Raw genomic sequence first — 12691 nt, 5'->3', positions numbered from 1 at the left:
AAGGTTATCGATTACTTATGTTCATTGACTTGGATTGATGGTAAAAATTTTAGAGAATAATATATTTTTGTTATTGTTTATTTATGGTTATGATGCTAATATTGCCAATGTAGTTATTGTGTTTCTTCGTAAAATGAAAACCCTTACACAAAAGGAGGACAAATGGATGAAGAGATTCAAAAAAGGGTTCACGCTGCTCCTCACCTCCATCATGCTGGTTTCGATGGCGGCTCCTGCGCTTGCAAGCGGCAAGGCGGATGGGAAGATGGGGACACACTGGGCCAAGGACAGTATTGCAAAGTGGCAGGGAAACGGTGTGGTTCAAGGTTACCCTGACGGATCATTCCGGCCGGATAACCAGGTGACCCGGGCTGAGCTGGCCAGCATGGTGAACAAGCTCTTCGGATTCAGCGCTGCGGCGGATACATCCTTTGCAGATGTGACGGCAGGAGCCTGGTATGCCAAAGATCTGTCTATCGCCAAACAGGCCGGCTATTATAAAGGCTTCCCGGATAACAAAGCGAAAGCGGATACAAAAGTCACCCGCCAGGACGCCGCCGCTCTTTTTGCGGCAGTGTTCTCGTTAAAGCCAAGCGCTGTAGCGGCATCTGCCGCTTTCACGGACAGTAGCACTATCAGCAGCTATGCCAGGGAAGCCGTTCAAGCGCTGAGCGGAACGATCAGCGGATATCCTGACGGCAGCTTCCGCCCGGACATTCCCATTACCCGGGCTGAGATGGTGAGCATCGTTGACAGACTGGTCAGCCGTTACATGAACACGGCCGGAACGGTTGCCGGCGGTGCTATCCAGGGCAATGTCCTGATCAACCACACAGGTGCTGTGCTCAAAGACAGTGTAATTTCGGGCAATTTATATTTGGCGCCCGGCATCGGCAGCGGTGAAGCCACCTTGGAGAATGTAACGGTGACAGGTGCCGTATATACCGCCGGAGGTGGAGAGAACTCCATTCATTTCAATCATTCCAAGCTGTCTGCAGTGAATGTCAATCGGCCGGAAGGAAAAGTGCGTATCTCAGATGAGGGAGCTACAACTGTAAGCCGAATGGAAATTGAAAGCGCTTCTATTATTGAGGTGGCCGAGAATGCGGTGATTTCCGAGCTTATAATCGGCAGCGGTGCTGCAGGTACTTCTCTGACGGGCAAAGGAACGATCAGCAAGCTTGACGTCCGTGCAGCATCCGTTGTCCTGAACGGCCAGCCTCTCGTGGCCGGAATCTATAGTGTTAAGGGCGGAGTGGTTACGGCGTGGACAGCAGCGGGCAGTACTCCGGCTCCAAGCCAGCCAGTTGCTACAGCTTCATCTGGCAATCCATCTGTGACACCGGTACCAAGCAGCCCAGTGGCCACACCGACACCAAGTAGTCCGGTGGTCACACCTGCTCCAAGCAGCGGTAACGGGGGAACCGAACCGTCCCCGCGTCTCGTGGATTTGGCAGATGCAGATGCATCGTCTGCTACCCGGTCACTGTTCGCTTATCTGGAAGATATCAGGGGCACAGGTACGCTTTTCGGGCAGCAGCACGTAAACGACGAAGGCCAATCCATCAAGAAGCTTGACGGAACGGAATCCGATGTGAAAAATGCCGTTGGTGCTCATCCGGCCCTGTTCGGCTGGGATACGCTCAGCCTGGAAGGCAAAGAGAAGCCAGGGGTATCAGGGGATGTGTATGCCAGCATCGGCAACCTCGTTGCCAGTATGAAGAAAGCCTATGAATCGGGAGGTGTACTTACCCTCAGCTCTCATATGCCTAACTTTGTAACCGGAGGCGATTTCTATGACCTTAAGGGCTCTGTCGTCTCACATATCCTGCCCGGCGGAGACAAGCATGCCGAATTCAACACCTTTTTGGATCATATCGCGGCTTTTGCGAATAGTCTGAAGGACGATAGCGGCCAACCCATTCCGGTTATTTTCCGCCCGTTCCATGAACAGAGCGGCAGCTGGTTCTGGTGGGGGCGCGCTTTTACAACAGAGGACCAGTATAAAGAGTTGTACCGGTACACAGTGGAATACCTGCGGGACAATAAGGATGTGCACAACTTCCTGTATGCATACTCTCCCGGTGGTGGTTTTGGGACGGATGAAGAGCAGTATCTCGAAACCTATCCTGGTGACGATTATGTAGATATTCTGGGCTTCGACAGTTACTATAACGGGGAAGGAGAGAGCTGGTTCGACGGTGTGGCAACAGAGGCCGCAACGCTCTCGAAGATTGCCGACACGAAGCACAAGATTGCCGCGCTGACTGAATTTGGCTACCAGAACATGAAGGTGGCAGGCAACTCTACTCCGGATTTCTACACCCGTCTCAGTACGGCGTTGAAATCCAGTCCGGATGCCAAGCGACTGGCCTATATGCTGACCTGGGCTGACTTTACCCCAAGCGAGAACTCGTATGTTCCTTATCCGCTCGCTTCTGGAGAACAGCATCAGATGATGGCCGACTTTAAAGCATTCTTTAATGATGCGTACACACTGTTCAGCGGGGAGATTAACGGTGCTTATACAAAGCTAGTTACCGCTGCGAAGGAGCAGCCATTCATGCACATTGCCTCTCCGGCAAATCAGGCGACAGTGACAGAGGGGACTACCCGGATCCGTGTCCGCGTACTAAATGAGGCGCCGACAAAAGTGGTATATTCCGTTGGTGAATCTGCTGCGGAGATGCCGCTCACACTGGACCCGGTAACAGGCTTTTATGTGGCAGACTGGTCCCCGGACGCGAAGCTGAACGGTAAGATGGCGACGGTCACGGTGAGGGTATACGGTGAAGGCGGAACAATATTGTTGGAACAGACGAACACAGTTTATGTCAAAATAAGTGAAGTTCTGCTCGGAGTCTATACATTCGACAACGGCATTGACGGTGTACAGAGCAACGGCGGCTATCAGGCGGCAATAGACTCCACCCAGCCGGGTTCGTTCAACGGCAGCGGTGTGCTGAAGGTGAATGCAAGCGGGATGAACCCTGCAGATACTTGGCAGGAGCTGAAGCTGGAGCTTAAAACTGCAAAAACGGTTATAGACAGTGTGTATTTATCGGATGTGACCCGCGTCAAGCTGGAAGCATGGGTTCCATTGTCCGCACAGCCTGAGAATGGGAATGCAAGTCTGCAGGCGGTCGTGCAATTGCCTCCGGATTGGAATGGCAAGTATGGGATCGGAACGACACAGATCACTTTTGCCGATCTGCCAAAAGTAACCATCGATGGCGTGGAATATGTGCATTTCACACCGGTTATTGATTTGACTGACGCAGCGGCGCTCCTGGCAGCCGACGATATTGCGGTATCCATTGTAGGTAGTGGACTTGCAAGCGGGAGTATTCCCCTGTATATCGACAACATCGGATTGTATAACACCTATGTGGAGACCGGGGCTGATCCGGCAATGGTTGACGATTTCGAAGGCTATCTGGGCAGTAACGAGGCACTGAATACGAAATTTGTACATGCGGGTGGAGATGCGACCGAAACGGCGCTAGATGCGAACAAGCATAGCGGTAGTTACGGCATGAAGTATACCTATACCCTGGGCGCGAGCGGATATTCAGGTGTGACCAAGGCGCTTAATGTGGATTGGTCCGGATACAATGCACTTCAATTCTGGTATAAGCCCGATGCTAAGGGGCAGAAGCTGGTAATACAGATCAATGCCGGTGGCAGCACTTACGAGTACTACCCGGACACGACCACTGACGAGTTTGCACTTGTGACTGCGAAGTTCAGTGAGTTCGTTCCAGCCAATGGCGCAACAGGAACACTGACCAAGACCAACCTGAAGGATGTTCAAAAGTTCTCAATCTACACCAATGCCAAATCGGATGGTACGCAGCTGACATCTTCGATGTACTTTGACGACATTAAGGCGGTTAATGATCCGGATGCCGGAAATGTACCTGGCGGAAGTGCCGGAGGCGGCCTGCCTCTGGGTACCCTTTTTGACTTCGAAGGCTCTGTGCAAGGATGGACATTTGGTGCTAACACTATGGGAGCAAACCAATTGATATCGGGTACCGACGGAGGCAAAGGGGTACTGAGCGCTGACTATCCTCTTGTAGCTGAAGCCTCGAAGGTCTTCGACCTGAATTTTGTGGGTGATAAGGACCTGAGCAGCGGCAGCACCTTGAAGCTCCACGTGCGGGTTTCATCCGGAACGGCCAAGGGCAAGATGTTCCTGAAAAGTGGAGCGAACTGGGACTGGGCCAATACGGATGAAGTGACCTTAACGGATCAATACCAATGGATTTCGCTGGATCTGAACGGATATGACTGGACCGGAGGAATCAAGATCGATAAGACAATGGTTCGCGCGCTGGGCTTGGAGATATTCTCTACGGACAGTGCAGCTAGCGTATACGTCGATGAAGTGATTCTGGAGTAGCGAAAACTTCATAACAGCACATCGCCCTCGTGCGGCCGCACGGGGGCTATTTATATAAAGTCTTGTCACGCTGGCGATGGTGCTGATTGTAATCGGGGGCATCAACTTGCTCATCCGGCGGTTGATGATTCACCCGGTGAAGAAGGTGACTATCCATCTACAGCGTATATCCGGCGGTGACTTGACTGCGGAGGATACCCTTATTGGGAATATGGATGAAATCGGCCTCTTGGCAAAGACGGTGAATGACACGAACCGGACTCTTCTGGAAATCGTCAACCGGATCAGAAGCGTTGTGCAGATTACATGAACCGGCTGATTGAGAATTTTGCCGGCAAAGGCATGGAGCTGTCGGAGCATTCCGAGCAGGTTAGGATGAAGGGCGATAAAGGTAGGGAATTGATGGAAAGCTCTGTAGCACAAATGGGCCAAATTGCCGAGGTGGTGTCACGGTCCATGGAGGCGGTAGAAGAGCTTAATCTCAAGAACGAGGGCATATTCAGGCTGGTGGGATCAATCCGCAGCATTTCTGAACAGACACATCTCAGGTCAGCTCCACCAATGAGGTGGCAACCGGGATAGAACAGCTTAGAACCCTGCTGGGAGAGCTGAAGGAATCAGTGACGCGGTTTCAAGTATAGCAGAGCGGAGCGTTAGCGGATGTTTTGCTGATGCGGAACCTGTTCGTGAACATAAAAAACGGGTGTTGTCCTTGGGAAGGGACAGCACCCGTTTTTACTTACTCCGTTAATACCGGCGGCTGTAGTCTACCAGATTGCGTGCAGGGGTTCCTGAGTTCAAATAGGATTTCATGTTCTCTATAAAAATATCAACCAGCCGGTCTGCATAACGGTCCGTTGCCCCGGCACAATGCGGGGTGATGACGACCTGCTCCATCCCCCATAGCGGGTGCTCCTGGGGAAGCGGTTCTGTCTCGAATACATCCAGGCCCGCACCGGCCAAATGGCCGCTGTTCAGCGCCTCCATCAGCGCCTCTGTATGGGTTGTGGCTCCCCGGCCAATATTGATGTAATAGGAGCCCTGTTTGCAGGCTGAGAAGATCTCAGCATCGAATAGTTGCTGCGTCTCTTCGGTAAGCGGGAGTGTGTTGATCACGAAGTCGCCTTGGCCTACGGCATCTTGAAGTTGACCGGTCGTATATATTTCATCAAAACCATCTACCGGCTTACCGGAGCGGCTTACTCCCACGGTTTTCATCCGGAAGGCCTTTGCGATTCTTGCGGTTTCACTGCCGATAGCACCGGTTCCGGCGATAACAGCCGTTTTACCGGTCAGTTCGCTCTCATTGCCTTCCGAATGCCAACGACGGTTCAATTGATTGCGAACCGCTGTATGCAGATTCCGGGTAAAGAGCAGCATGAAGCCGAAAATGACCGCTGCAATCGGCTCCGCATGCACACCGCTGGCGTTGGTCAGGAGAATTCCTTTGTGCTTCATAGCGTCAAGAGGAAGCTTCTCGACCCCGGCCGACCAGGTCTGCACCCAGCGCAGCGGAGACTCGGGCTTCAGCAGCGTGTCGCTAATTCCTTTGCCCCAGCCGATAACAATTTCTGCTTCGGCAAGCATTGCAAGATCGGGATCTTTGCCGTTTCCAAGCATAAGGGAATAACCTGGAGCGGCTTCGCGGATTAACTCTTGCTGCCGTGGTGAAAGAGTATGCAAACAAACAATGGATTTCGTCAAGATGGTTCCCTCCCGCTATACTATTTAATAGGGCTGTCTGATTCTGTATAGAATAAGGATAACAAATCTACCTTGAAAGGTGAAATTGAAATGGATCGTAAGCTGTGCGGCTCTGAAATGGAACGCTTGTTCATCGCGGTAAATCTTCCCTCCCTACTAAGCAAGAGCCTGGGAAAAGAGTGCAGCGTCTTGTCTGCCACGCTGAATTTTGCCAAATGGACACATTCTGAGGATTATCATATTACTCTGCAATTTCTCGGGGATACACCCAAACCGTCGGTTCCTGATCTTCTTGTGGCCCTGAAAGAGGTGACTTCCACTTGTAAGCCATTTCAACTACATCTCACGGAGTGGGGCACTTTTGGGCGCCCGGAGGCGCCAAAAGTGCTCTGGGCGGGGGTTTCCGGAGAGATGGAGAAACTGGCGGATCTCCAGAAACGTGTGATTTCCGCTACCCGACCTCTTGGTTTCATACCCGAAGCTAGGGAATATAAACCTCATCTAACATTAGCCCGCAAATACCGCGGCACCCTCCCCTTTAACCTCGAGAGGCTTGCCGATTTACGTGCCCAACTGCCGAATAATGAGGGAAATAGTGGGATTGCGGACTGGACGGTGGATGGTTTTTTGGTGTATGCTACCAGGATGCATGCCATTCCTATGTATGAAATGATCGAAAAATTACCGTTTTTCTGATATAAAATCGATAAGAAAGTTTTCAAAGCTTCCATTTTCGGTTACATACAATAGGAATGTGCCGTAAATTTAGGAGGTAAAAAATGGAAATATTTAAACAAAACCGCTGTATTGCGCTGCTTGTTGGCGTTATTCTGGTGAGTTTCTCTGCGATAAGCCTGCTCGGTTCTGAAGGAGCCGCTAAGGGCAAAAATACAGTACAAATGAATCATTTGAACTCGAATGGTCAAGCTTCGGCGTTGACCCCATCCAGTGAAGCCTCGACTAGCTTGGTGAGGACAAAGAATAACGCGATACCCATGCTCTACACCGCAGCCGCCAATCTGGTCCATACCCAGAGGATCAGGCAGACCGTGGAATGGTTCAGTCCAGATATACTGAAGCCGAAAGGTATAGCAGTAAGGACTGGGATTCTCCGGCAAAAGGCAGCTGTGGTGAAGTCAAATCCGCTCGTGGCGCAACAAGTGGCCAAGACGGCGGTGGCTAAGGGGAGCCAAACCGTAATTACCCAAAAGACGGCAATTCAGCAACACCCCCCCACTCAATTGTTCTTCTCTCGGACAAAGCTATTAAGCCAGGAGCAGCGAGGTCAAGCGACCTGGAGCTACGCGATATCCGAAGAAGACCTGCTACTGCTGCAAAAAATCGTCATGGCAGAAGCAGAAGGCGAACCGTACCAGGGCAAGGTGGCAGTCGCCAACGTTGTTCTGAACAGGCTGCGGTCAGCCAATTTTCCCGACACCATACATGATGTAATCTATCAGAAAAGCCAGTTCAGTCCTGTGGCCAACGGGCGTCTTAAGCGCGTGAAGCCAAACGGGGACAGTATTAAAGCTGTTTCCGCCGCACTCTCCGGAAGCAAGGCGGTGACTGATGATACGTATTTCTTCCTGTCTCTTAAGCTTGCCCAGGATCTGACGGTGCATCATTCCAGGCAGTACGCCAAGACTATCGGCAATCATACTTTTTATAAATAAACGATAGGAGCAGGTGTCCCGAGTCCTGAAAATGGCTCTGGGACATCTTTGCTTCATTACAAGCAGAAACGGTACCGGGCCTTATTGGCCGGTACCGTTTCTGCTTGAGTCCTATCATCTTCCATTGGCCATCGTCCGATTAATGCGTAACGTACACGGCTTCTTCATTCCGTGCTGGAACAGCAACCCGTGCCCCCCGAAGCTCCGCAGAAGTTCCGGCTGCAGGTTTGCCCAGCATCTGCAGCACGGCTGAAGCGCAGTGGTTCGGCTGCTGGCGTTCCGGAGCGAGGCGCCGTCTGCGCAGCTCCTCTAGTCCGGCGTATTCACGCAGCAACAGTGAGAACCATTTGTCCACCACATCCGAATCGAGTTCCTCGGCAAGGCCTAATTCCACGAAGTATTGGCAGTTCTTTTCTTCCTGGCCGGGAATGGCGCTGTAAAATAGCATCGGAATACCTTTGGCCTGGCCTTCCGTACAGGTCATCCCTCCGGGCTTTGTAATCAGCAGATCGGAGGCGTCCATCAGCTTATTAATCTCGCTGCTGTATCCCAGGATCTTTACATTGGGATGATTCAGCAGCGGATTGGCTTTCATTTTGGCTACAAGCCTGTCGTTGCTGCCCATACAGAAGACCAATTGGATATCGTTCATCCGGGCAGTGAGCGAGTCCATGACTTCTTTTCCGAACATGAGCCCCCAGCCGCCTCCCATAATCAGTACGGTAGGGATATCAGCAAGTCCCAGTTCCTTCCGCAACAGCTTTTTGTTCGATCTTTCCCAGAACTTAGGGTGCAAAGGCATGCCTGTGACGGAAACCTTGTCTGGGGAGACCCCCCGGCCGGTAAGTATCGACTTGACCCGGGAGGTGGACACCAGGTACCGGTTCGCTTCTTCATTAACCCAGCTTCCATGTGCATCATAATCCGTAATCAGTGTATACATTGGCACATCCAGCCCCTGCCGTTTCAAGCGGGAAATCACAGCGGCTGGAATGGGATGCGTACAAATAATCAGATCGGGCTTAAGCTGCTCGATGACCTGTGAGGCATGTGTATAAAAAATCCGGTGAAGCGCCAGCTTGGTCAACCGGTTCAGAGATTTATGATATTGGGTTTTGTACATCATGCCGACCAGCTTCGGCTGGCTGCTGACTGTTTTGCGGTAAGCTGAAAGAATCCAGGGAGCGACCGTTGGGTTGAGGAATTTGCCAAGCTCAATGACCCGGCACTGTACATCCGGGCTAAGACGCTTTATTCCTTCGGCCAGAGCATAGGCTGCCCCTGTATGGCCCGTACCGAAGCCTTCCGAAAACAGCAGTACTCTTTTCTTTCGCATAAGTTCACCTGCTACTTTCCTTCATAGGTAGGATTAATCTTCTCTTCTATTATACTAGGGATATTGCTTCTTTTCTCACATTATACAAATAAGACGTAAATAGAAAGTTAAAACACTGCAACAATTAAAAAATAAAGATTACACCCAAGTATTGCAAACGAAGAAGCAACGTGATAAAGTGGGTATTGACCGATTGACCAGAATAGTAAAACAGTCATATCGTATGGCAGGCCTATTTTATGGAGAAAGGAAGTGTCGCAGGTGGCTGTGGTAGATCGAAGGCAACAGGTGCTCCAGGCCGCAACCAAGTCTTTTTCATTATTCGGGTACAAGGCGACTACAATGGATCAGGTCGCGAAGATCGCAAATGTTGGTAAAGGAACCATCTACACCTTTTTTACGAACAAGGAACAGTTATTTGATGAGATACTGCGTGAAGTGATGATGGATATGAAGGTCGTCGCCGAGCGGGAAATCAGACGGGACCGGTCGTTTTTTGAAAATCTGCACCGTGTTCTCGATGCTCTGCTCGAATTTCGCAGTGAACATGAGCTGTTTATCAAGTTGTCCCAGGAAAGCCGTGATTTCGGTACCCCCCAGGCCAACGAAGGTCTCGACAAGCTTGAGAATGTCGTTCTCGAATATTTGCAGCGGGAAGTAGAGTATGCAGTGGATCAAGGGGAAGTGAAGCCCTGTGACCCCAAGATTGTATCGCTGGTAATGTTCAGACTGTATATTGTGCTTACGGCCGAACTGAACAGGGTGCATGTGCCTTTGACCAAGGAGCAGATCAAAAGTTATTTTCATCTCTTTTTGGCAGAAGGGTTGGCAGAGTAGCTTCATAACATGAGAATGGACAGTCTCAGACGACTCCGGTGGGAGTTTTTATTTGCCCTTGAGTGACCAAATGGGGAAAACAGTCATCCAGTGTTACTGCAAGTTTTCAAGAGATTCACCTTTTTTTAGATAGTAATAGGATTTTAAAGAGAGCATATGATCAGAAGGAGAGAACCAGAATGAAATCTTTATCCGTATTTGCCAAGGACCTGGGCGCAGTGTTCAAGAATCCCAAGGTGCTGATTCCCATGTTTGTCGTCCTGTTCATTCCGGTACTATACAGCGGATTATTCCTCAAGGCATTCTGGGACCCGTATGGCAAAATGAATGAGCTGCCCGTCGCTGTTGTCAATGAAGATAAAGGTGCCGACTATGAGGGAACGAAGCTTACTGCCGGGAATGACCTGGTAGAGGAGCTCAAGAAAACGGACGGGTTCAAATGGAACTTTGTCACCCGGGCGCAGGCGGACGCCGGCATGAAAGACGAAACCTACTATATGACTATCGTGGTTCCGGAAGATTTCTCCGCGAATGCGACTACATTGCTCGATGACAGTCCGAAGCAGGCTAAGATCATATACGAGCCAAACGAAGGCTATAATTTCTTGGCAGGTCAAATCGGCGGCACGGCCGTGAAAGATATCAAGACAAAAGTATCTGCTAAAATTACGGAAGCTTATACGACCTCTGTTTTTGATAAAATCACTGACATCGCCAGCGGCCTTGGCGAAGCTGGTGATGGAGCCACCAAGATTGCTGACGGTGCAACCAAGCTGGACGATGGTGCGCTCAAGCTGAAGGATAACCTGCTTGTGCTGACCGAAGGTACCGGTAAGCTCTTGGATGGAGCAGCGCCTCTTACAAAGGGTGTAGCGGATCTGAATACCGGAGCTGCTGCACTGCAGACTGGTAGCAGTACGCTTGCAGGCGGACTTCAGCAGTTGTCTGCAGCCCATAAACAGCTGCAGGATGGTGTAGCGCAGACAGCGAACGGCAGCAAACAGCTCAATGCCGGATTGCAAAAAACGTCTGCCGGAGCAGCTGCATTGCAAGCTGGTACAAAATCGGCTGTAGACGGAACCACTAAGCTGCAAGCTGGTACAAAGTCTGTTGTGGATGGAAGCGCGAAGCTGGAAGCGGGATTGACTTCTTCCGTAGATGGCAGTGCGAAGCTGGAAGAAGGACTTAAAGCTTCGAAGGACGGCAGCGCGAAGGTAAGCGCGGGAGCCAAAGCAGTCGCAGATGGCCTGTCGCAGTTGGCCAAATCCAATCCGCAGCTGGCGGCAAGCCCAGATGTGCAGAAGCTGCTCGCAGCCAGCACCGCAGTCGCTCAAGGTACCGCACAGCTGGATCAGAGTCAGCAGCAGCTCCTTGATGGCGCAACTGCGCTGCACAGCGGCCAAGAGCAGCTGGTGCAGGGAGCGAACCAACTGCATGCCGGTTCGCAGCAGCTGGATGCCGGAGTGACCCAGCTGCATGATGGGGCACAACAGCTGAATGCCGGCAGCACACAGCTGCTGGACGGACAGAAGCAGCTCCTGGCCGGAGCCGGAGCGCTTGAAACTGGCGGTACCAAGCTTGCCGCAGGCATGAAGCAGTTCGGTGCGAAGCTGGACGAAGCAGCAGCAGGCGGTGCGAAGCTTGCTGACGGCGGCAAAGCGCTGGAAGCAGGAACGGCTAAACTTCTGGATGGAACCGGTCAGCTTAGCAGCGGCCTTAGCTCTGTAGCAGACGGCTCGAAGAAGCTGAGCGATGGAGCCGTACAGCTTAAGGACGGACTGGATGACCTGAAGGCCGGCTCCGGTGAGCTGGCAGTGAAGCTCGGCGATGCTGCTTCAAAGACCAGCACCGTGAAGAAAACCGATGCGCTTGTATCAATGTTCGCCCAGCCGGTAGAGATTGAAGAGAAGGAATTTACTACAGTACAAAACTATGGTACAGGGTTTGCACCGTACTTCCTGTCGCTTGGTCTGTTCGTAGGCGCACTCATCTGCACCATTGTTATTCCAATGCGTGATTCCGAGGTGATTGGTGCCAGCCGGTTCAACCGTTTCATCAGCCGCACCCTTACTTTCTCGATGATGAGCGTGTTCCAGTCCCTGATGGCAATCCTTATTGTTCTCTACGGTCTTGGACTGGATGTACAGAATGTACCGTTGTTCTATGCCTTTACCTTCATTACTAGTCTCGCCTTCATGTGGATGATTCAAGCTATTGTTACCTGGATGGATCAGCCAGGACGGTTCGTGGTTATCGTTCTACTGATATTCCAATTGACAACAAGTGCTGGAACCTTCCCGCTTGAGCTGATTCCGGACTGGATGAAATTCTTCAACCCGCTGCTGCCTATGACTTATAGCGTAAGAGGGTTCAAGGCAGTGATATCCACTGGTGACTTTGGTACGATGTGGAGCGATGCCGGAATGCTGTCCATATATGGAATAGTATTCCTGGCTTGTACTTTTACCTACTTCATAACCCGTGACCGGGATAGTGAAATGGCTGTGCAGAAAGAACAAGCATTAAGCTTATAATTGAAAAATAATTCATTAAGCAAAGACAAAAAGGACGTTCCTTGCCGGGGCGTTCTTTTTGTCTTTTTCTCATCTAGAGTAAAAAGCGGGCCAAAATATTCCATGAATGTGTCAGGAAAATGAATGAAGCGTTTTCATTGTATAAGAGCTTATTCGTTATTCATGCATATTTATGCATAACAAAGATTTTTTACGCTTTTAT

At 50.9% G+C, this 12691-nt stretch carries 9 protein-coding genes; 7 read left to right on the top strand and 2 right to left on the bottom strand.

Translation table 11 applies throughout. The features are described 5' to 3' along the window. Nucleotides 1–166 precede the first annotated feature (166 nt). The 3 genes from ACTJKB_RS16335 to ACTJKB_RS16325 all read left to right on the top strand — a co-directional run bounded on the left by ACTJKB_RS16335 (nt 167) and on the right by ACTJKB_RS16325 (nt 4987). Complete coding sequence (locus tag ACTJKB_RS16335) at nt 167–4405, top strand: glycosyl hydrolase (protein WP_440835350.1); 4239 nt, start codon at nt 167–169, stop codon at nt 4403–4405. Between the two features lie 76 nt (nt 4406–4481). Beyond that, complete coding sequence (locus ACTJKB_RS16330; protein ID WP_440835348.1) at nt 4482–4715, top strand: HAMP domain-containing protein; 234 nt, start codon at nt 4482–4484, stop codon at nt 4713–4715. Continuing rightward, nucleotides 4712–4987: a hypothetical protein gene (locus tag ACTJKB_RS16325; RefSeq protein ID WP_440835346.1), complete on the top strand. Its 276-nt coding sequence runs from the start codon at nt 4712–4714 to the stop codon at nt 4985–4987. The genes ACTJKB_RS16330 and ACTJKB_RS16325 overlap by 4 nt, the downstream gene beginning before the upstream one ends. A 165-nt stretch (nt 4988–5152) precedes the next feature. Here ACTJKB_RS16325 and ACTJKB_RS16320 read toward each other — a convergent pair whose 3' ends face one another. Beyond that, complete coding sequence (locus ACTJKB_RS16320) at nt 5153–6109, bottom strand: D-2-hydroxyacid dehydrogenase (protein ID WP_440835344.1); 957 nt, start codon at nt 6107–6109, stop codon at nt 5153–5155. Between the two features lie 90 nt (nt 6110–6199). Between ACTJKB_RS16320 and thpR the strand changes: the two genes are divergently transcribed. Both thpR and ACTJKB_RS16310 read left to right on the top strand, forming a co-directional pair. Further along, nucleotides 6200–6805 carry an RNA 2',3'-cyclic phosphodiesterase gene (thpR, locus tag ACTJKB_RS16315; RefSeq protein WP_440835342.1) on the top strand — a complete coding sequence of 202 codons (606 nt, stop codon included), beginning with the start codon at nt 6200–6202 and terminating at the stop codon, nt 6803–6805. Between the two features lie 83 nt (nt 6806–6888). Beyond that, nucleotides 6889–7782, top strand: coding sequence for a cell wall hydrolase (locus ACTJKB_RS16310; RefSeq protein ID WP_440835341.1), 894 nt, complete (start codon nt 6889–6891; stop codon nt 7780–7782). 139 nt (nt 7783–7921) lie between these two features. Here the strand turns inward: ACTJKB_RS16310 and ACTJKB_RS16305 are convergent, their stop codons facing one another. Next, the gene (locus tag ACTJKB_RS16305; RefSeq protein WP_440835339.1) at nt 7922–9118 is read right to left on the bottom strand and encodes an MGDG synthase family glycosyltransferase; all 1197 of its coding nucleotides are present in this window, start codon (nt 9116–9118) and stop codon (nt 7922–7924) included. A gap of 261 nt (nt 9119–9379) precedes the next feature. Here ACTJKB_RS16305 and ACTJKB_RS16300 point away from each other — a divergent pair, with 261 nt between their 5' ends. Further along, complete coding sequence (locus tag ACTJKB_RS16300) at nt 9380–9955, top strand: TetR/AcrR family transcriptional regulator (protein WP_440835337.1); 576 nt, start codon at nt 9380–9382, stop codon at nt 9953–9955. 179 nt (nt 9956–10134) lie between these two features. After that, nucleotides 10135–12489, top strand: a complete 2355-nt coding sequence (locus tag ACTJKB_RS16295; protein ID WP_440835335.1) for a YhgE/Pip family protein — start codon at nt 10135–10137, stop codon at nt 12487–12489. Nucleotides 12490–12691: the final 202 nt, after the last annotated feature.

It is taken from the genome of Paenibacillus sp. 22594 (assembly GCF_052044425.1).
In the GTDB taxonomy this organism is placed as follows: domain Bacteria; phylum Bacillota; class Bacilli; order Paenibacillales; family Paenibacillaceae; genus Paenibacillus_AQ.
This window is presented reverse-complemented; position numbering and strand designations above follow the sequence as displayed.

Excerpts from the sequence above, each read along its gene's own strand:
- ACTJKB_RS16335 (WP_440835350.1), top strand. The coding sequence starts at position 167 with ATGAAGAGATTCAAAAAAGGGTTCACGCTGCTCCTCACCTCCATCATG.
- ACTJKB_RS16330 (WP_440835348.1), top strand. The coding sequence starts at position 4,482 with ATGGTGCTGATTGTAATCGGGGGCATCAACTTGCTCATCCGGCGGTTG.
- ACTJKB_RS16325 (WP_440835346.1), top strand. The coding sequence starts at position 4,712 with ATGAACCGGCTGATTGAGAATTTTGCCGGCAAAGGCATGGAGCTGTCG.
- thpR (WP_440835342.1), top strand. The coding sequence starts at position 6,200 with ATGGATCGTAAGCTGTGCGGCTCTGAAATGGAACGCTTGTTCATCGCG.
- ACTJKB_RS16310 (WP_440835341.1), top strand. The coding sequence starts at position 6,889 with ATGGAAATATTTAAACAAAACCGCTGTATTGCGCTGCTTGTTGGCGTT.
- ACTJKB_RS16305 (WP_440835339.1), bottom strand. The coding sequence starts at position 9,118 with ATGCGAAAGAAAAGAGTACTGCTGTTTTCGGAAGGCTTCGGTACGGGC.
- ACTJKB_RS16295 (WP_440835335.1), top strand. The coding sequence starts at position 10,135 with ATGAAATCTTTATCCGTATTTGCCAAGGACCTGGGCGCAGTGTTCAAG.